Origin of the sequence: Candidatus Pantoea carbekii (assembly GCF_000971765.1) — a bacterium.
In the GTDB taxonomy this organism is placed as follows: domain Bacteria; phylum Pseudomonadota; class Gammaproteobacteria; order Enterobacterales; family Enterobacteriaceae; genus Pantoea_A; species Pantoea_A carbekii.
Window position 1 is genome coordinate 727,891 of sequence record NZ_CP010907.1, and the last position, 22,606, is coordinate 750,496.

At 32.5% G+C, this 22,606-nt stretch carries 11 protein-coding genes, 1 tRNA gene and 1 pseudogene; 9 read left to right on the top strand and 4 right to left on the bottom strand.

The window, feature by feature from the left end; all coding sequences use genetic code 11:
- Positions 1-56 precede the first annotated feature (56 nt).
- The 6 genes from rplK to rpoC all read left to right on the top strand — a co-directional run bounded on the left by rplK (position 57) and on the right by rpoC (position 11,209).
- Positions 57-488, top strand: a complete 432-nt coding sequence (rplK, locus tag BMSBPS_RS02615; RefSeq protein ID WP_022564046.1) for a 50S ribosomal protein L11 — start codon at positions 57-59, stop codon at positions 486-488.
- 4 nt (positions 489-492) lie between these two features.
- Complete coding sequence (gene rplA / locus BMSBPS_RS02620) at positions 493-1,197, top strand: 50S ribosomal protein L1 (RefSeq protein ID WP_022564047.1); 705 nt, start codon at positions 493-495, stop codon at positions 1,195-1,197.
- A gap of 379 nt (positions 1,198-1,576) precedes the next feature.
- A complete protein-coding gene (gene rplJ, locus BMSBPS_RS02625) occupies positions 1,577-2,065 on the top strand; it encodes a 50S ribosomal protein L10 (protein WP_022564048.1) in 489 nt (162 codons plus the stop codon).
- A 75-nt stretch (positions 2,066-2,140) separates the two neighbouring features.
- A complete protein-coding gene (gene rplL / locus BMSBPS_RS02630) occupies positions 2,141-2,509 on the top strand; it encodes a 50S ribosomal protein L7/L12 (protein ID WP_022564049.1) in 369 nt (122 codons plus the stop codon).
- 342 nt (positions 2,510-2,851) lie between these two features.
- Complete coding sequence (rpoB, locus tag BMSBPS_RS02635; RefSeq protein ID WP_022564050.1) at positions 2,852-6,880, top strand: DNA-directed RNA polymerase subunit beta; 4,029 nt, start codon at positions 2,852-2,854, stop codon at positions 6,878-6,880.
- A gap of 87 nt (positions 6,881-6,967) precedes the next feature.
- Entirely contained in the window at positions 6,968-11,209 is a 4,242-nt protein-coding gene (gene rpoC / locus BMSBPS_RS02640) for a DNA-directed RNA polymerase subunit beta' (RefSeq protein ID WP_046201152.1), read from the top strand.
- A gap of 130 nt (positions 11,210-11,339) precedes the next feature.
- On the opposite strand, the gene thiE is transcribed toward rpoC, so the two are convergent.
- The 3 genes and pseudogenes from thiE to BMSBPS_RS02655 all read right to left on the bottom strand — a co-directional run bounded on the left by thiE (position 11,340) and on the right by BMSBPS_RS02655 (position 14,758).
- Entirely contained in the window at positions 11,340-12,008 is a 669-nt protein-coding gene (gene thiE / locus BMSBPS_RS02645; RefSeq protein ID WP_022564052.1) for a thiamine phosphate synthase, read from the bottom strand.
- Positions 12,009-12,088: 80 nt separating this feature from the next.
- Positions 12,089-13,885 (bottom strand): annotated as a pseudogene (gene thiC, locus BMSBPS_RS02650) (phosphomethylpyrimidine synthase ThiC); the annotation flags it as partial.
- Positions 13,886-14,263: 378 nt separating this feature from the next.
- Positions 14,264-14,758, bottom strand: coding sequence for an Rsd/AlgQ family anti-sigma factor (locus BMSBPS_RS02655; RefSeq protein ID WP_022564054.1), 495 nt, complete (start codon positions 14,756-14,758; stop codon positions 14,264-14,266).
- A 2,166-nt stretch (positions 14,759-16,924) separates the two neighbouring features.
- Here BMSBPS_RS02655 and BMSBPS_RS02665 point away from each other — a divergent pair.
- Positions 16,925-17,197, top strand: coding sequence for an HU family DNA-binding protein (locus BMSBPS_RS02665; protein ID WP_022564056.1), 273 nt, complete (start codon positions 16,925-16,927; stop codon positions 17,195-17,197).
- Positions 17,198-18,826: 1,629 nt separating this feature from the next.
- Here the strand turns inward: BMSBPS_RS02665 and purH are convergent.
- Complete coding sequence (gene purH, locus BMSBPS_RS02670; RefSeq protein WP_022564059.1) at positions 18,827-20,419, bottom strand: bifunctional phosphoribosylaminoimidazolecarboxamide formyltransferase/IMP cyclohydrolase; 1,593 nt, start codon at positions 20,417-20,419, stop codon at positions 18,827-18,829.
- A 519-nt stretch (positions 20,420-20,938) separates the two neighbouring features.
- Here purH and BMSBPS_RS02675 point away from each other — a divergent pair.
- Together BMSBPS_RS02675 and BMSBPS_RS02680 are read left to right on the top strand one after the other, a co-directional pair.
- Positions 20,939-21,014: transfer RNA gene (locus BMSBPS_RS02675), tRNA-Ile, on the top strand.
- Between the two features lie 776 nt (positions 21,015-21,790).
- Positions 21,791-22,429 carry a DsbA family protein gene (locus tag BMSBPS_RS02680; protein ID WP_044169932.1) on the top strand — a complete coding sequence of 213 codons (639 nt, stop codon included), beginning with the start codon at positions 21,791-21,793 and terminating at the stop codon, positions 22,427-22,429.
- The last annotated feature ends 177 nt before the right edge of the window (positions 22,430-22,606 follow it).

The following is a 22,606-nucleotide window of genomic DNA, read 5'->3' on the forward strand; positions in this document are numbered from 1 at the left end:
AATGATTATTTTAATGGGAAGCTTGTTTTAAGCATTCAACCCGCTCGAGGAAATATATGGCTAAAAAAAAGGTACAGGCCTACGTTAAATTACAAATCCCGGCCGGTATGGCTAATCCCAGTCCACCCATTGGCCCAGCTTTAGGTCAACAAGGTGTCAATATTATGGAGTTCTGTAAAGCATTTAATGCAAAAACAGAATTTTTAGAAAAAAGTTTACCGATTCCTGTAGTCATTACAGTATATAATGATCGTTCCTTTACATTTATTACTAAAACACCTCCGGCTGTTATTTTGTTGAAAAAAGTAATAGGTATTAAAGTTGGTTCTAGCAAACCAAATAAAGATAAAATCGGTATAGTAACGCGTTCTCAAATAAGAGAGATTGCACAAATTAAAGCGGAAGATATGACGGGTATTAATATAGAGTCTATGATTCGCTCTATCGAAGGTACAGCTCGTTCTATGGGTGTAATAGTAGAGGATTAAAGGAATGGCTAAGTTAACTAAACGAATGCGTGTCATTCATGATACAATTGACACAACTAAGCATTATGATATAAATGAAGCTATCTTTATTCTTAAAGAACTAGCTACTAACAAATTTGTAGAGAGCATAGACGTTGCTGTTAATCTTAGTATTGATGCTCGCAAATCAGACCAGAACGTACGCGGTGCAATCGTACTTCCACATGGGACTGGTCGTTTAGTACGAGTAGCTGTTTTCACGCAATTAGTCACTGCTGAGATTGCTAAAGCTGCCGGAGCCGATTTAGTAGGCATGGAAGATCTTGCTGAGATCATAAAAAAAGGTAATGTAAAGTTTGATGCTGTTATTGCTTCGCCAGACGCAATGCGCATTGTTGGTCAGCTTGGACAAATATTAGGACCACGTGGACTAATGCCGAACCCTAAACAGGGTACTGTAACTTCTAATATCGCTGAAGCTGTTAAAAATGCCAAATCTGGTCAAATTCGTTATCGTAACGATAAAAATGGCATAGTTCATGCTACGATCGGAAAAATAAATTTCAGTACTGAAAAATTGAAAGAAAATTTAGAAACTTTATTAAATGCATTGAAAAAAACAAAAGTAATACATTCAAAGGGTCCCTATATCAAAAAAATTAGTGTTTCTAGTACCATGGGGGCTGGTCTTACTATCGAACAAAACTCTTTAAATATAGTAGCAAGTTAATTTATTTATTGTAAATTTAAAATAATTTATTTAGAATAGATCTTCTTTTTTGCTTGAATACTCAAATATAGAAATCAAATTTATAGTAGTCTTTCTTATAAAACTTAAATATTCTACAATTCAGTAATTGAGGTTTTAGCTAGGGCTCTATCTCGTCCTAGCTTTGATATCTGAGTTTGCAGGAAAAATACTTATTTTTTTAGATACATTGCTAATGGCGTATATTGATTTAAATATTCTGCGTAGCTGGTAATAATACTAAAATAAGGTTCATTTCCTGCCTGGATCTGCTTACCTTGTAATTAAAGCTTGTTACTTTAAATAAGTGACAGATTTAAAATTTAAAAATTTTTCCTATTAAATCCAGGAGATCAACCGAATGACACTGAACCTTCAAGGTAAACAAGCAATAGTTGTTGAAGTTAGCGCAGTAGCTAAAGAGGCGGTTTCAGCAGTTATCGCCGATTTTCGTAGCGTCAGTGTTAATAAAATGACAGAATTACGTAAAGCGGGTCGTTCAAAAGGCATCTATATGCGTGTTATTCGTAACACGCTATTAAATCGGATTGTTCAAGGAACTTCGTTTGAATGTCTACAAGATACCTTTGTTGGTCCAAGCCTCATTGCATATTGTATGGAACATCCTGGTGCTGCTGCTCGTTTGTTCAAAGAGTTTGCTAAAACAAACGAACACTTTAAGATTAAAGCCGCAGCTTTTGAAGGTAAGCTTATCTCTGCTGAACAAATTGACCTTTTAGCAGCATTACCAACTTATGAAGAAGCAATCATACGTCTATTAATGACAATGAAAGAAGCAGCTGCAGGTAAACTTATTCGTATGCTGGTGGCTGTGAATGATGCTAAATAAATAACTTAATACTAGGTTTTTCTTAATTTACTTAGATAAAAGTATACCTTCTACCGAATTTTAGGAACAATTGTCATGTCTTTAACCAAAGATCAAATTTTGGAAGCTGTAGCTGCTATGTCTGTCATGGAAGTAGTTGAGCTAGTTTCTGCTATGGAAGAAAAATTTGGTGTTTCTGCTACAGCGTCCGCAGCTGCTGTAGCGACTGGTTCAGCTGAACCAATAGAAGAAAAAACTGAATTTGACGTTATTTTGAAAGCTGCTGGTATGAACAAAATTGCAGTAATTAAAGCTGCACGCAGCGCAACTGGTTTAGGTCTAAAAGAAGCTAAAGACTTAGTTGAAGCAGCACCTGTTGCTATTAAAGAAGGAATTAGTAAAGAGGATGCAATAGCTTTAGAAACTGTTTTAAAAGCAGCTGGTGCGGAAGTGGAAGTTAAGTAAGACAACTTATTTTTTGAAACCTGAGTAATCAAGAATTAATGGCTGGTGGCTAGAAATCACCAGCCTTTTTCACTAATAAGAAAAAGAGCTTTTTTATTACTTTTATCTTTTTGATATCTTTGTATTATAAATGAATTAATTTGTATTTTTTTATCAAAGAAGTGTTGATTTATATGAGGATTTTCAAAACGAGGAAATAATAGTTAAGAGGTATGATATTAAACAGATCTTATTTAAAGACAGTTATAGATTGGAACGAAAATTAAATACTGTTAGTGTTGCATGCACTGTCCCTGCAGAATGGACAGTCTAGTTCAACTTGTCAGTTAACTGAGGAACCCTATGGTTTACTCCTATACCGAGAAAAAACGTATTCGTAAAGATTTTGGTAAACGTAAACAAGTTTTGGATTTGCCTTATCTCTTGTCTATCCAGCTTGATTCATTCCAAAAATTTACTGAGCAAGATCCAGATGGTCAATATGGTCTAGAAGCAGCTTTCCGTTCTGTATTTCCAATTATAAGCTATAACGGTAACTCTGAATTGCAGTATGTAAGCTATCGTTTAGGTGAGCCTGTGTTTGACGTTGCTGAATGTCAAACTCGCAGCATCACATATTCTGCACCGTTACGTGTAAGATTACGTCTAGTGATTTATGAGCGTGAAATACCAGATAGTACTGTCAAAGATATTAAAGAACAAGAAGTATATATGGGTGAAATTCCGCTCATGACTGACAACGGTACTTTTATTATTAATGGGACTGAACGTGTGATAGTTTCTCAATTGCATCGTAGTCCTGGTGTATTTTTCGATAGTGATAAAGGTAAAACACACTCGTCAGGTAAAATACTGTATAACGCACGTATCATACCTTACCGCGGCTCATGGTTAGATTTTGAATTTGATCCGAAAGACAATCTTTTTGTTCGTATTGATCGACGTCGTAAATTGCCAGCTAGTATAATTTTACGTGCATTGGATTATACTACTGAACAAATTCTCAATTTATTTTTTGAAAAAGTGAAATTTGAATTTCATGATGATAAATTGCAGATGGAACTCATGCCTGAACGTCTTCGTGGTGAAACACTTTCCTTTGATATCGAAGCTAATGGAATGATTTATGTTGAAAAAGGCCGTCGTATTACGGCACGACATATTCGTGAATTAGAAAAAGATAATATTAAGATAATCAAAGTACCGATAGACTATATTATCGGTAAAATAGTTGCTTACGATTATATAGATCATAACACCGGCGAGTTGATTATTTCAGCAAATATGGAAATATCATTAGAATTGCTAGATAAATTAAAAGAATCTGGTCATAAATATATTCACACTATATTTACTAATGATTTGGATTACGGTCCATATATTTCTAAAACTTTACATATTGATCCAACTTATGATCGACTTAGTGCATTAGTTGAAATTTATAGGATGATGCGTCCCGGTGAACCACCCACACGTGAAGCAGCAGAGAATTTATTTGATAATCTTTTCTTTGTAATAGACCGCTATGATCTTTCTTCAGTCGGGCGTATGAAATTTAATTGTTCTTTATTGCGTGAACAAATACAAGGTTCTGGTGTCCTGAGTAAAGAAGATATCATTGATGTAATGAGAAAGCTTATAGATATTCGTAACGGCAAAGGTGAGGTAGACGACATTGATCATCTTGGAAATCGTCGTATTCGATCTGTAGGTGAAATGGCAGAGAATCAGTTCCGAATGGGGTTAATTCGCGTAGAACGTGCTGTAAAAGAGCGTCTTTCTTTAGGCGACCTTGATACTCTAATGCCGCAAGATATGATAAATGCTAAACCTATTTCTGCAGCAGTAAAAGAATTTTTTGGTTCAAGCCAGTTATCACAATTTATGGATCAAAATAATCCATTGTCTGAAATTACACATAAACGTCGCATTTCTGCACTAGGACCCGGTGGTCTAACTCGTGAACGTGCTGGATTTGAAGTACGAGATGTACATCCAACACATTATGGTCGTGTGTGTCCAATCGAAACACCAGAAGGTCCTAATATTGGTTTAATCAATTCGTTGTCTGTATATGCAAAAGCAAATGAATATGGTTTTTTAGAAACGCCGTATCGTCGTGTTACAAATGGGATAGTATCTCAGAAAATTCATTATCTTTCTGCTATTGAAGAAGGTAATTATGTTATTGCTCAGGCAAACGCTCTTTTGGACGAAAACAGTACCTTTGTTGATGAATTGATTATCTGCCGCAGTAAAGGTGAATCAAGTTTATTTAATCGGATGCAAGTGGATTATATGGATGTTTCTACACAACAGGTGGTGTCTGTTGGTGCTTCATTAATTCCATTTTTGGAACATGATGATGCAAATCGTGCGCTAATGGGTGCAAATATGCAGCGTCAAGCAGTTCCTACATTGCGCGCTGATAAACCATTAGTTGGGACAGGTATGGAGCGTACAGTTGCAATTGATTCTGGAGTAACTGTAATCGCCAAACGTGGTGGTATCGTGCAATATATTGATGCTGCTCGTATCGTAATTAAAGTTAAAGAAAATGAAGTATATCCGGGAGAAGCAGGTATCGATATTTACAATCTAATTAAGTATACTCGTTCTAATCAGAATACCTGTATCAACCAGACCCCTAGCATTTCTTTAGGCGAACCGATAGAGCGTGGTGATGTATTAGCAGATGGTCCTTCTACTGACCTTGGTGAATTGGCACTTGGTCAAAATATGCGTGTAGCATTCATGCCATGGAATGGTTACAACTTTGAAGATTCTATTCTTATTTCTGAACGTGTAGTACATGAAGATCGTTTTACTACTATCCATATTCAAGAACTAGCATGTGTATCGCGTGATACTAAACTAGGTGCAGAAGAAATTACCGCTGATATTCCTAATGTAGGCGAAGCAGCTCTTTCAAAATTAGATGAATCTGGTATTGTATACATCGGGGCGGAAGTTAATGGTGGCGATATTCTAGTTGGTAAAGTTACGCCCAAAGGAGAAACTCAATTAACACCAGAAGAAAAGCTATTACGTGCAATTTTTGGCGAAAAAGCTTCTGATGTAAAAGATTCATCACTGCGAGTACCAAATGGATTATGTGGCACTATTATTGATGTACAGATATTTACGCGTGATGGCGTAGAAAAAGATAAACGTGCAATAGCAATAGAAGAAATGCAGTTAAAACAAATTAAAAAAGATCTTTCTGAAGAATTACAAATACTTGAATCTGAATTGTTAAATCGCATAAAAAGCGTGTTAATCGCTGCTGGTATAGCAGAGCATAATCTTGATAAATTACCTTGTAAATCTTTAGTAGAATTACATGTAACAGATCAAGATAAACAGAATACACTTAAACAATTGTTCGAACAATATTCTGAGCTAAAACATACATTTGAAAAAAAAATTGAATCCAAGCGCCTTAAAATTACTCAAGGTGATGATTTAGCACCAGGTGTACTGAAAATTGTTAAAGTTTATCTAGCAGTTAAACGTCAAATTCAACCTGGTGATAAAATGGCAGGTCGTCATGGGAATAAAGGTGTTATTTCTAAGATTAATCCGATTGAAGATATGCCCTATGATGAATATGGTGTACCAGTCGATATTGTATTAAATCCTCTAGGCGTACCGTCACGTATGAATATTGGTCAGATTCTCGAAACTCATTTAGGTATGGCAGCAAAAGGTATTGGTGATCAGATCAATCTGATGCTTAAAAAACAAGAACACATTACTAACCTTCGTAATTTTATTCAACGTGCTTATAATCTAGGAACTGAAATTCAACAGAAAGTTGATTTAACTACTTTTTCCGATGATGAAGTATTACGTTTAGCAGAAAATTTGAAAAAAGGTATGCCAATTGCAACACCAGTGTTTGATGGCGCAAAAGAAAATGAAATTAAGGAATTATTAAAACTTGCTTCTTTACCTTCTTCTGGTCAGATTGTCTTATTTGATGGTCGTACTGGCGAAAAGTTTGAACGTGAAGTAACGGTAGGTTACATGTACATGCTGAAATTGAATCATTTGGTAGATGATAAAATGCATGCACGTTCTACTGGTTCTTACAGTTTAGTAACTCAGCAACCTTTGGGTGGCAAAGCGCAATTCGGAGGACAACGCTTCGGTGAGATGGAAGTGTGGGCATTAGAGGCATATGGTTCATCCTATACGCTTCAAGAAATGCTAACTGTTAAATCTGATGATGTTAACGGTCGTACAAAAATGTATAAAAACATTGTAGATGCTAATCATCAGATGGAACCAGGCATGCCAGAATCTTTTAATGTCCTATTGAAAGAAATTCGTTCTCTGGCTATTAACATCGAGCTAAAAAGCGAATAGATGCTCGAAAGTAGTGTTTACGGTGCGCATACCTGTACCTTATTCGAGTATGTGCCCTAAGAGTTCTCCTCAGACGGGAGCTAATCCGTGAAAGATTTACTTAAATTTCTAAAAGTACAAGATAAGGCTGAAGAATTTGATGTAATTAAAATTTCTTTGGCTTCACCAGATACGGTACGTTCTTGGTCTTTTGGTGAAGTTAAAAAGCCAGAAACCATCAATTATCGTACTTTTAAACCAGAACGCGATGGTCTGTTCTGTGCACGCATTTTTGGACCAGTAAGGGATTACGAGTGCTTATGTGGCAAATATAAACGTCTCAAGCATCGTGGTGTAATATGCGAAAAATGTGGTGTTGAAGTGACTCAAACTAAAGTACGTCGTGAACGTATGGGACACATTGAATTAGCTTCACCAACTGCACATATTTGGTTTCTCAAGTCTCTTCCTTCTCGCATTGGTTTATTACTGGATATGCCTTTACGTGATATTGAGCGCGTATTGTATTTTGAATCTTATGTTGTTGTCAAAGGTGGTTTAACCAACTTAGAAAAATGTCAGATTTTAACCGAAGAGCAATATCTCGATGCTTTGGAAGAGTTTGGTGACGAATTTGAAGCAAAAATGGGTGCAGAAGCTATACAAATATTATTAAAAAATATGGATTTAGAGCAAGAATGTGAAACTCTTCATAAAGAGTTAAGTGAAACTAATTCCGAAACTAAACGTAAAAAATTGACCAAACGTATTAAATTAGTAGAAGCGTTTATACAATCCAGCAATAAACCAGAATGGATGATCATGAATGTTCTTCCGGTTTTACCGCCAGATTTACGTCCGTTAGTACCACTAGATGGCGGTCGTTTTGCCACTTCAGATCTAAATGATCTGTATCGTCGTGTAATTAATCGTAATAATCGCTTGAAACGCCTATTAGATTTATCAGCACCTGATATTATTGTTCGCAATGAAAAACGTATGTTGCAAGAAGCAGTTGATGCTCTTTTAGACAACGGTCGTCGCGGTCGTGCTATCACGGGTTCTAATAAACGTCCTTTAAAATCTCTTGCAGATATGATTAAAGGAAAACAAGGACGTTTTCGTCAGAATTTGCTCGGCAAACGTGTGGATTATTCTGGTCGTTCTGTAATTACGGTTGGTCCATACTTGCGTCTACATCAATGTGGTCTACCAAAAAAAATGGCTCTTGAATTATTTAAACCTTTTATTTACGGTAAGTTAGAATTACGTGGTTTAGCTACAACTATCAAAGCAGCAAAAAAAATGGTTGAACGTGAAGAAGCAGTCGTATGGGACATTCTTGACGACGTTATACGCGAACATCCCGTTCTACTAAACCGAGCACCTACTTTGCATCGTTTGGGCATTCAAGCCTTTGAACCTGTTCTTATTGAAGGTAAAGCTATTCAACTTCATCCCTTAGTATGTGCAGCTTACAATGCGGATTTTGATGGTGACCAAATGGCTGTTCATGTACCATTAACTCTAGAAGCTCAGTTGGAAGCACGTGCGTTGATGATGTCCACAAATAATATTTTATCACCAGCAAACGGTGAACCCATTATTGTTCCCTCTCAAGATGTTGTCTTAGGTCTATACTATATGACACGTCATAAAGTAAATGCATCTGGGGAAGGTATGTTGCTAACTGGTCCAAAAGAAGCTGAACGTCTATATCGCAGTGGTCAGGCTGAACTACATGCTCGCGTTAAAGTACGTATAACAGAGTATATTAAAGATTCGGAAGATGTATTAGTTCCGAAAACCAGCTTGATTGAAACGACTATAGGTCGTTCGATTTTATGGATGATTGTACCTAAAGGATTACCTTATTCTATTATTAATGAAGCATTAGGCAAAAAAGCTATTTCTAAAATGCTAAATAGCTGTTATCGAGTTTTAGGTATGAAAGCTACTGTTATCTTTGCTGATCAAATCATGTATACTGGTTTTGCTTACGCTGCTCGTTCTGGTGCTTCTGTAGGTATAGATGATATGGTAATTCCAGAGAAAAAAGCAGAAATTATCACCGAAGCAGAGGTAGAAGTCGCTGAAATTCAAAAACAATTTCAATCTGGTTTAGTAACTTCAGGTGAAAGGTATAATAAAGTTATCGATATATGGGCTGCAGCAAATGAACGTGTATCTCAAGCAATGATGGATAACTTACAAACTGAAAATGTAATTAACCGTGATGGAAAAGAAGAAAAACAAGTATCGTTTAATAGCATTCATATGATGGCTGATTCAGGTGCACGTGGTTCTGCTGCACAAATTCGTCAGTTAGCTGGAATGCGTGGCTTAATGGCTAAACCAGATGGCTCAATTATCGAAACACCTATTACTGCAAATTTTCGAGAGGGTCTAAATGTACTTCAATATTTTATATCAACTCATGGTGCACGTAAAGGCTTGGCTGATACTGCTCTGAAAACAGCAAATTCTGGATATTTAACACGTCGATTAGTCGACGTAGCACAAGATTTAGTAGTCACTGAAGATGACTGCAATACCGTCGAGGGTATTATGATGACTCCTGTTATAGAAGGGGGTGATGTTAAAGAATCTCTACGTGAACGTGTATTGGGACGTGTAACAGCAGAAGACATATTGAAACCAGGTACGATGGATATTCTAATGCCACGTAACACTTTGATTGATGAATCTTGGTGTGATGCTATAGAGAAACATTCCGTTGATGCTCTCAAAGTTCGATCTGTTGTTAGTTGTGAAACGGATTTTGGTGTTTGTGCACATTGCTACGGTCGTGATTTAGCACGTGGGCATATTATTAATAAAGGCGAAGCTATAGGTGTCATTGCAGCACAGTCTATTGGTGAACCAGGTACTCAGTTAACAATGCGGACATTCCACATAGGTGGTGCAGCGTCGCGTGCAGCTGCTGAGTCTAGTATACAAGTAAAAAATCAAGGTACTATCAAACTAATCAATGCAAAATCAGTTACTAATTCTGTTGGAAAATTAATTATTGTTTCGCGTAACGTCGAGCTAAAAATGATCGATAATTTTGGTCGCACTAAAGAGAGTTATAAGGTACCTTATGGTGCAGTAATGGTAAAAAGTGATAATGAAAAAGCAACAGCAGGAGAAATTATAGCAAACTGGGATCCGCATACCATGCCAGTAATTAGTGAGGTATCTGGATTCATTCGTTTCATTGATATGATTGATGGTCAAACTATTATTCGTCAAACCGACGATCTTACAGGTTTATCGTCGCTTGTAGTACTAGATTCTGCAGAACGTACTGGTGGTGGAAAAGATCTTCGTCCTGCCTTAAAAATCATTGATGTTAAAGGTGATGATGTTCTTATTCCAGGAACTGATATGCCTGCACAGTACTTTTTGCCTGGTCGAGCAATTGTGCAACTAGAAGACGGAGTCAGAATTAGCTCAGGTGATGTATTAGCACGAGTTCCACAAGAATCTGTTGGTACTAAAGATATTACTGGTGGTCTTCCACGTGTAGCCGATCTTTTTGAAGCACGTCGTCCTAAAGAACCTGCTATTTTAGCAGAAATAAGTGGTATGATTTCCTTTGGAAGAGAAACAAAAGGTAAGCGTCGCTTAATTATTACACCAATTGACAGTAGCGATTCCCACGAAGAAATGATCCCTAAATGGCGACAACTGAATGTATTTGAGGGTGAACGTGTAGAACGTGGTGATGTTATATCTGACGGACCTGAGTCTCCGCACGATATCTTACGTTTACGAGGAGTGCATGCTGTAACACGGTATATTACCAATGAAGTTCAAGAAGTATATCGTTTACAAGGTGTTAAAATTAACGACAAGCATATTGAAGTCATCGTTCGTCAAATGTTACGCAAAGCAACTATTGTAAATCCTGGTAACTCCGAGTTTTTAGAAGGTGAACAGGTAGAGGTTTCTCGCATTAAAATTGCCAATCGTGATTTAGAAGCAGATAACAAAGTAGTGGCAACCTATACACGTGATTTATTAGGTATAACAAAAGCATCTTTAGCAACTGAATCTTTTATTTCTGCAGCATCATTTCAAGAAACCACTCGAGTATTAACCGAAGCAGCTATATCAGGTAAACGTGATGAACTGCGCGGTTTGAAAGAAAACGTTATTGTAGGACGTTTGATCCCAGCTGGTACTGGGTATGCTTATCATCAGGATCGTATACATCTTCGTGAAGTTTCTGATGAAGAAGATGCAATATCACAGCTAACGGTAGACGAAGCCTCCGCAAATTTGACAGAGTTGTTAAATATTAGTTTAGGTAGTGTAGAAGACAGTAATACAAACCAACAATAATTACATTATCATATATAGTATATATTTATTTTAATAAAAACCCTCCTAAATTTTTTTGAAAATTCTACTAAAAATTAGTATTAGTAAATATTAGTAGAGGAGGGTATCACATTATATTCTTATATACAGTTCATTCTGTATAGTTTGAAATAATTCTATTTTTAGAAGAAAACTGGCTTTTTTTTACTAATATAATTAGCTGTTGTGTTGCATTATACCAATTAGGGGCAAGAGTAATAGCGCTTACTACAGCAATACTACCTACACCTGTGTCTAAAACTTCAGATGCATTGGACATTGAAATACCACCAATAGCAACAGTCGATATATTTCGAAGATGCATCAAGTGGTTTTTAAGTCCTATTATGCCTTGTGGAGATGAGCGCATTTCTTTAGTTTGAGTGGGGAAAATATGTCCTAATGCAATATAGGAAGGACATATCGTTAATGCACGCTCTACTTCATGATTATTATGCGTGGATATACCTAATCTTAAATTTGCTTGGCTAATGGCATGTAAATCAGCATTGTCTAAATCTTCTTGCCCTAAATGTACACCATAAGCATGATATTTAATTGCTAAACTCCAATAGTCATTGATAAACAGACGAGCACCATACTGTTTTCCTAAAATGATGGCATTACGCACAATATTTTCAATATATTGATTTTTAACGTTTTTAATACGTAATTGAAGAGTACGTACACCACAATTCAGCAATCTGGTAATCCATTTTAAGTTATCTACAATTGGATATAATCCTAATTTTAGCGATGTGCTAGGAAAAGTAGGAGTCATATTTATCCCTTGATTTATGAATAGTTTTATACATCTGTATCTATTTTAGTATTATTATCAGAGTGATGAAAGGTAGAAATTTTACGTATTTTATGGGTAATATTCATTGAACAAAATTTCGGACCACACATGGAACAAAAATGCGTTTCTTTATTTAAATTTTTTAGTAACGTTTCATTATGATAAAGACGTGCAGTATCAGGATCAAGAGCTAAGTTAAATTGATCTTGCCAACGAAATTCAAAACGTGCTTTCGATATAGCATTATCGCGGATTTGTGCACCTGGATGACCTTTTGCTAAATCCGCCGCGTGAGCAGCAATTTTATAAGTAATTAGACCTTGTTTAACATCTTCTTTATTAGGTAATCCAAGGTGTTCTTTAGGTGTTACATAGCATAACATAGCACAACCGAACCAACCTATCATTGCAGCGCCAATACCAGACGTAAAATGATCATACCCCGGTGCTATATCTGTAGTTAAGGGACCAAGAGTATAAAAAGGCGCTCCATGACAACATTGCAGTTGTTCAGTCATATTACGACGGATCATCTGCATTGGTATATGACCTGGACCTTCGACCATAATTTGTACATCATATTTCCAGGCAATCTTAGTTAATTCACCTAATGTATGCAACTCTAAAAATTGTGCTTGATCATTAGCATCTTGAATAGATCCTGAACGTAGCCCATCACCAAGTGATAATGATATATCATAAATAGAACAAATTTTACAAATATCATGAAAATTTTGATATAAAAAATTCTCCTTATTATGGAACAAACACCATTTTGCCATAATTGAACCACCACGTGATACCAAACCAGTTAAACGGTGGTTAGTCATTGATATATAACTTAATAAAACACCAGCATGAATAGTAAAATAATCAACGCCTTGTTTAGCTTGTTCCAATAAAGTATCACGAAAAACGTCCCAATTAAGATCTTCAGCTATACCATTCACTTTTTCTAATGCTTGATAAATGGGAACAGTACCAATGGGTACTGGACTATTCCGTAAAATCCATTCACGTGTTTCATGAATATAGCGTCCTGTAGATAAGTCCATGACTGTATCAGCACCCCAACGTATTGCCCAAACTAATTTTTCAATCTCTTCTTCAAGAGAAGAACTAACAGCAGAATTACCAATATTCGCATTAACTTTCACTAAAAAATTACGACCAATAATCATTGGTTCTAATTCTGGATGATTAATGTTACAGGGAATAATAGCATGTCCACATGCTACTTGCTGTCGTACGAACTCCGGTGTAATATTTTTAGGCATATTTATATCAAAACAATAGCCAGCATGTTGTTTGAGTAGTACTGTATTACAAATACGTTCTCGTGCCATATTTTCACGTAGTGCGATAAATTCCATTTCTGGTGTAACAATACCTTTTCGTGCATAGTGTAATTGAGTTATGCCATTGCCTACCTTAGCGCGACGGACATTGGGTACATTTTGAAAACGCAAATTTTTTATTTTTTCATTCATAAAATGTTTCTGGCTGTAAGTAAAACTCAGCTCTTCAATCACTTCGCTATCGTTACGCTCAATAATCCAATTATGACGAGTTTTAGTTAATCCCTGATATATATTAATTTTTGCATCAGAATCACCGTAAACACTAGAAGTATCATATAGAATTATAGGTTCATTCTGTTCGTATACAGGGTTGTCTTTAGTACCACCTATATAAGTAGCGCTTAGTTCAATTTCACGCATAGGTACTCGAATATCTAGCCTACTGCCAGTAATCCAAATACGTTTAGAATTAGGAAAGGCGATACCTCGTAAAGAATGAATAAACTTTTGTGCATGAGCGCGTTTTTGGCGACGAGATTTTTTAGCAACAAACATGGCAATTTTCCTAAATTAAGGGGGATAGTATGCTTCTCCAGAGTTGAGGGAAAATTATAGATTAAATACTAGTGGACTAGTAAGAAGTTATATAAATCAAACCGTTGAATTGTACTGATTCTTTGCAGGTATTTTGACCACTGATAGAAATTTTGTAATTGTAAAAATGACACTTTCAGCACAATCATGGATACTCGGACAAGATATTATGATATTTGAAGTAGAGTTTATTTAAAGATAGATTGCATAATACAGAAATCAATATGTTTGATTAAAAACCATAAGACATTAAATATCCTTATATTACTACATAAATAATAAAATATTCCGTTAAAATTAAATGATTTTAAAAAATAAGCTTTTTAAATAAATTAACATCTAAGCTAGATGAGCAATTTTTGATTTATTAATTATTACTGTTTGTTTTGATTTTTTATTCCAAAAAAATTGAATTAGTAGATCTTCTATTACAAATCGAGATTCTAATATCTCACCTACTTTAGAAAGGGCATGGTTAAAAGTCATATAACTTTTATAATCAATAGGTTGATGTAAAAATTTATCATACAATTGCATTAAACATGCGGTATTTTTTTGCAAGAAATTATACATTTGAGTAACAGAATGCAATTGATAATTTTTAATGATACGTTCATATATACTAAAGTGTCCAATAGAAAGATAATCCAATAGAAGATAACAGAAGGTATCTAGCGCTTTTTCATTCAGCACACTAAAAATTGTTTTTTTAGTTTTTATACCGATTACATTATAGTATGTTTTTAGTAATTTTTGACGAATATATAACCAAGAACGAACTAACTGATTATTATTGCCTACATACTCAATTAAATTAATAAGCTGAGTAAACATACTAAGCTCCAATTAGAAATCGTAGTGATTTATTAAATCATTAAAAAATATGAAAATTTCAATTTATATAAAAAAGTTAATAACAATCTATATATTTTATTAAATTCGCATTACAAATACGTATTAATAAATGGTCGGTTTCAAAAATAAAAAATATAATAAACACATATAACAAATTCTATATTATTAATTATTTAGACAACGAAAAACCTATTTTAATAAAACAGTAACATCGAACATCTAAATAACAAACTGAAAAATGACAAATAAAAAACTTCTAGTAGCATGTTAAGTATTATTCTCTAATAACTCACTTACATACAATGATTATAATCGTTATATTATTATATTTTAATTTTTTAATAGCTCAGTTTATAATAGTATTATGATAATACCATAATACTATTATAGTATAGTTATAAAATAAATTTGGTCAAATATAAATTGGATCATTATCTGCTTACTGTTTTATATTCAATCAGTTCTTATAGCTATCTTTAACTATTTTAAGATTAAATAGCTGTTGATATGAATATGACATTAACTAATTCTCAAATAAGATTACATAATAATCTAATTTAGATATAAAACTAATCAAAACAGTATAACATTAATTATATATCGAAAATAATTTAGTAATATGATCATCAAATCCCCATACTATTTTATCGAATTATCTAACTAAAATTAGATTAACTAATTAAGTATTCATTGTAGAATTTTTAGTTCTATGATGAATTACAAGATAGAAAGATACTATTATGACTCAATTGAACAATCATGTTTATTCATTTGGCTTAATTACAAGGTTAGCTAGTTGTAACACCTATGGTAAGCTAGGCATTATTTACTAGAATATATGAGAATGCTACGTAATTAAAGTTAGTATTTTTTTGTATCGCTCTATACAACACCGAATTAATGTATGATGTTACACTTTAGCTATTGTAACCTATCTACTAGGTCCTGTAATTTTTTAGTGATATTGTTGCTATTACTAATTCTATAAATTTAGGATGATTCTTCGAAAAAAATTAATACCAACAATTTTTAAAATTTAGTTACTTACTGTAATACTGTTGAACCACGCTCTATTTCAAATACCGACGAGGAACTCTGTTATGTAATGAATTTATTACATATTATAGACTACCATTTACAAAATTAGATGCGAGACTGATCGGTGTTTTAGAAAGACTTTGAAATTTACAATTTATGTAATTGAACGCAATAAATAGCAAAACATTTAGTAAATAAAACAATACTTCATGGAAAACTAAAAAAAATTATTTGATTAGATTAATTAGAAAAAAATGTGATTCTTTATTTAAATATTGGCATTAGAGTAGATGTAAAATCTGTTATGATATTTACTGTACATGATGTACTAACAAAATGTTATTGTAATGAATTTTCATTCTATATATATAAAATACTTGATAATTTACTTTATACAAATGGAGAAAAACATATAGTGTTATTTTGTTTACAAAAAACGAAAACGCTGGTTAGAAAATGACAGAAATTGGTTGAGATGTGTTGGTGTCGATTGGGTAAGTAAGGTATCAGATACATGTTATTGAATGGTTCACAAAATTTACTACAGGGTAATATGTATTTTGCACGGATACGTTATGCGTCTACACTCTGTGGCTGCAACTTATATCTAAAAATTATTTTAGAAAATTCTACAAAGTAAAGGAGATGTTTTAACTTGATTCATGTTGATGATATCTATCAGGATATACTATTTCTCTATTTTTTTATTAAAGATGTGCATAGTTTTTGAGTACTTAGGATATATGAATAAGATCAGCCTTAGTTATTTTGACCTGTTAGTTCTGCGGACATAAATTGTTAGAATATTTTGCAAAATAAACATTTCTAACGTATTCTTATATATAATAAAAATATGTTTTTTAATTGTATTTCAAATGAAGTTAATTATGCTTGCAAGATTAATATGCAATTTGTTTTTAGAATAAAATGTGACTTTAGGTAAAATTAATGTGTTTAACGGCTGCACATTTGTATTCTATGTGGCATATATTTTGAGAAAATATTAAAATATCCTAACTAGCTATTTATAAAATGATTATAGCATACGATTTCGTATCGTATTTTTACTGATCGACTAAATTAAGGTATTTATTTAAAGGGTGAATTATGAATAAGACTCAATTGATTGACATCATAGCAGAAAAAGCAGGCTTGTCCAAAATTCAGGCTAAAGCTGCACTTGAATCTATCTTGGCTGCAATTACTGAGTCTCTCAAGGATGGTGATCCAGTGCAACTTATTGGTTTTGGTACGTTTAAAGTCAAATATCGCGCTAAACGGACTGGGCGAAATCCCCAAACTGGTGAAAAAATTCAAATTGCTGAAACACATATACCGTCATTTGCATCCGGTAAAAAATTAAAGAATTCAATTAAATAATGATATATGGCAAATAACCTATCTATAAACAGTAAGTAAAAGAAGAGATATTATTTATTGTAGTATCATGTCTATCATCATGAAATTGTTATTCAGCATAACTACCGTTAATTCCACTAATAAATATAATAGTAAATAATAAATAGATAAATTTTATAATATTGCGTTCTAATGGATTATTAGAATACTAACTTAGCCTACTATAATTAGTAGGCTAGAGATCCTATATGAGTTTAATAAATATTAATTTATGTAAAATAAATACAAGAATATGTTATGGCAGAACCAGCTATATTCTAGTGATATACAAAAATTTGTATATCACTACAAATATTTATAGCTAATTGATTTAAATATTACAAACTAGTATGATATTTTAATAGTAATGGCACAATAACTAATATAGCTATATTGAAACTTTAATCAGAAGATGTTTTAACTAATAAATAAATATTTTTGTTGCTATGATATCTTGACTTGTAGTAAAACATGGATAATAAGACATACATTAGTTAGCGTACGATGATTTTTTATTGGAATATGTGTTCGTTAAATCAAATATGTTACAGTTTGCAATTGTTTGTATGGGAAGGTGACAAATTTGATTACCGTTTTAAACTGGTTAGACAACCTAATATTACCAATATGTTTACATTAGTTTATGTTTTAAAATTTCATTCTAAAATTTTCTATTTTAGTTTTACTGCAGCAAATCGCTACAATTAATTCAACTAAATCAGATTTTAAATACATAATAAGTTGTATTATAGCATTACTCGAGCGACTCTTGCATTCAATTATTTTCACTTATTCCGTTTTATAAATAATTAGGATCAGGTAAAAAATTTGCAAATATATTTTTTTTTTGACTTTACATATTACTGAATACTAACAACATTATGTAATATGTTATATTTTTGCAACATTTATGATATTAGACGAATATGAATCGCCGTATAATATCATGAGTATTTTGCCAATATTGCTATTGTTATCATCCAATCGTTTATTATTTTAGTTAATGAGCATTAGCAACATATGATGGCGATAACCATTATAGTAAAACTTATCTTTTTTCTTTCAACAAAATCTTTAATAGAAATAAAGTGTGTTTCTCTAAAAATATTGTTGATAGCAAGTATTACAACTCTTCCTATTTTTAATTTTACAATAATCATTATACCTTTGCATAACATCAAACGATCGAATTGAATCATTGTTAGCCGATCTCTGCTTTCTAAATACTAGAGTCACTTTTATATAAAAATTTTGAGATTGGTAATAGAAATATGGTTTGTCGTAGAAATTTTTTAAATTTTATAGAGATATAAGTTTTGTGTTAGAGAAAATTTCTACGCAAATTCAGCTATCTGTTATAATATTAACCATGCTTACTAATAATAATGTTTTAAGATCTACGATTACTAGATTGATGGTATATATGTATTTTTATATAAACAGTAATACTAGCAACATTACATCTAGCATTATTTAGATTCTAATATAGATATATCAAATATTTCGGAAAATAGTATTTTATTAATTACAATGACGCAATATTCCAAATTATTGCGTATTTATCGGCATAAATACTAATGAAATTTCCATTTTTAATTTTTATTAAAAAATCTAATGACGAAAATGACGTATTTTAGTAAAAACCATAGTAATATTATGCTGATTAGCAGCATAAATAACTTCACGATCACGAACTGATCCGCCTGGCTGTATCACAGAAGTAATACCGAGACTAGCTGCTGCATCAATACTATCTCGAAATGGTAAAAAAGCATCAGACGCCATTACGCAACCTTTGAGTTCTAAGCCTTCTTCACAAGCCTTCATACCCGCGATTTTAGCAGAATAAATACGGCTCATCTGGCCTGCACCAATACCAATAGTCATATTATCTCGTCCGTATACAATAGCATTAGATTTCACAAATTTTGCTACTTTCCAACAGAATATCATGTCACGCATTTCTTTTTCAGTTGGTTGGCGCATAGTAACGACCTGTAATTGGTTAGCATTAATCATTGTTAAATCACGGTCTTGTACTAATAAACCACCATTAACTCTTTTGAAATCTAAACCAGCAATACGTCTCTGCCATTGACCATATATCAATACTCGTATATTTTTTTTAATTGCTATTATTTTTAGTGTAGTCTGTTTAATCGACGGGACAATAATAGCTTCAACAAACTGACGATCAATGATAGATTTTGCCGTAATTACATCTAGCTCACGATTGAAAGCGATAATACCTCCAAAACTAGAAGTTGGATCTGTTTTATAGGCATAATTATAGGAATCAAAAATTGATTTACTAACAGCTACACCGCATGGATTAGTATGCTTTACTATCACACAAGCTGGATCTGTAAATTCCTTAACACATTCTAGTGCTGTATCAGCATCAGCAATATTATTATAAGAAAGCATTTTTCCTTGCAATTGTTGTGCATTTGCGATAGATGCTTCTACTATATTTTCTTCAATATAAAAAGCGGCTTCTTGATGTTTATTTTCTCCGTATCGCATAATTTTGTGTTTTATAAAATTTAAATGTAATTTATTTGGAAAGCGTACGGGTTGCTGCTGTTGATTACTTTGTTCATTCATTAGTAAGACGTTGCTAAAATAATCAGCGATCCTATTATCGTAAGTTACAGTATGTTTGAATGCTTTAATAGCCATTTTCAAACAAGTATTTAAACTTAATGCATTTTTGTTGTTATCTAATTCTAGTATGATCATATCATAATCGCTCTGATCAACTATAACGACCACATTTTTATAGTTTTTAGCACCTGCGCGAAGCATTGCTGCTCCTCCAATATCAATGTGTTCAAATGCATCCTCTAAAGTACAATCAGATTTTGCAACAGTTTGAGCAAATGGATAAAGATTCACTACTACCATGTCAATGGCTTTAATAGCATATTGCTCCATAATTTTATCATCTTTACCACGTCGACTTAGGATTCCAGCGTGAACTTTAGGATGTAAAGTTTTAATACGTCCACCCATCATTTCTGGAAAACCAGTGTAGCTAGAAATTTCTGTAACACGTACACCCGCATTTACTAATAAATGTGCAGTACCAGATGTGGAAAGTAACTCTATTCCACGTTTGGACAGTGCTTTTGCAAATTCGAGAATACCTGTTTTATCTGAAACACTAATCAAAGCACGGCTTATAGGAGAACACTTTTGCATAGATTTTCCTTTTTGCTATTTATACGCAAACTAGTAAAACGTATTAATATTCACTTGCTTTATTTCTTCTGTTAACTATATGATCCGAAATAAATAGGTTTCTTGAAGTAAAGTTTTAATAAAATATAAAAATATTAAATGAAATTAAAAGAATAATATTTATCTAAATTTATTTTGCTATTTTATTAAATAATTTTTTATACGCATTGAAGATAAAGAAGTTATAACAGCGTTTTTTATAAAAAAATAAACGTGATTGGTAAAATAGAAAAATTTCAATTTTTTCTTGAAAATTACTAACATTCATTGTAGAATAAGACATTTTATATTGGATAGTTTAAATATAGGTTATAACAAGATAACTAGAGTTATTCATTGATAAAATTTTAAAAATTAAAGCAAAATTATTCAAGATGGTATGTTAATAATAATTTGAATTTACGGATGTAATTTGATAAATTATATTGTGTATTTTGCATATTATGTTTCTTGAAATTAAAAAACATATGGAATTTTAGAAGGCTTGTAGCTCAGCTGGCAGAGCACACCCCTGATAAGGGTGAGGTCGGTGGTTCAAGTCCACTCAAGCCTACCAGTTTTTTGTTTTGGTTTAAGTAAAATTAATATAAAAACCCCCATCGCAGAATTTTTCTGATTTGTAGGCGTGCTATGGATCAGTTGGTAGAACGCCTTCAGTGGTTCGATCCCGATGAGCTCTAATATCAACGAGTTAAGATCTTTGCAATTATAATTTCAACATATCAAATTATATTTTTAACAAAACCAGCTATACAGTCTGCTTATAAAAAAAAATTTATAAATTCTTTTTATTTGATAATATGTTATCAATTCCATCTAAATATTTTATTAAAATAAATTTGTAATTAACATAATAATTTGTTTTGCTTAATTGTACGATGTCAATCGTATATAGTTAATATGATAATATCAATACCTAAAACGTATTTTTACGTTAATATTTAGATTTTTTAGAATATTTTTTACAACATGATGAATTTTATTAAATATCATTAGTAGGCCGATCATTAAATTAGTAATTCAACCCAGCATTAACTAATAATATTTTTAATTAATAATTAATTAATTAAAAATATTATAGTAAATTTATTTACATTAGTAAATACTCTGTAGACCCTTTTGTTTTTAAAATAACATGATATTCTTAAAAGAAGGTATTATTTAATAATAATTGAGTTAAGCTAATAATAATTGGTAAATATAATTTATTCTTTTATTGAACTACATGCATATACTATTTTTACAATATGCTCTTTTAAAAGATATTCGATAAAAATTTAATATTTATTGAATAATTCAGAGCGCTTTGCCAAATTTAGAGGATATTTGCTAATGAAAAATTTTTGCTTTTTTCTGGCAGGGATATTGTTAATGTTTAATACGTTAGTACATGCTGATAATATTCAGAAATACAATATTTTATCAAAACCGGTTTATATCGATAGTAGCAAAAAACCGCAAGTTTTGGAGTTTTTCTCTTTTTTCTGCCCCCATTGTTACGAATTAGAGTCGCTATATCACGTAAAGGATACAATTAAAAAGAACTTATCTAAAGATGTTAAAATAAAAAGATATCATGTTGATTTTATTGGTGATGATCTTGGTCCAATTGCTACGCATGCATGGGCAATAGCCATGGTTCTAGGTATTGAAGATAAAATAATATTAAATATTTTTGATGACGTACAAAAAAAGAACATTATTACTGATCCAGAAAGCTTAAAACAAGCCTTTATAAAAGCCGCATCTATTTCTTCTAAAGATTATGATACAGCATGGGATAGCTTTATAGTAAAAGCCCTTGTGGCACAGCAACAAAAAGCTACATTAGATATTGATCTAAAAGGTGTACCAATTTTTTTAGTTAATGGGAAATATATGATCAACAACCACGCTATTAATGTTACTAACGTTAATCATATTGCTAATAATTATGCTAAGGTAGCAAAATTCTTAATTAAGAAAAAATAACTATAAACTTAAAATATTTAAACATAATTTTTACATTAAAATTAAATTTTTTTATCAATCTTGTGATTGATATCTATATATATATAAATTTTTTCATTAATTTGTGATGAGATTTAATATAAATATTATTATGTTATGATTTTTTCACACAAAGATGCAGATTGCATGTATTATGGA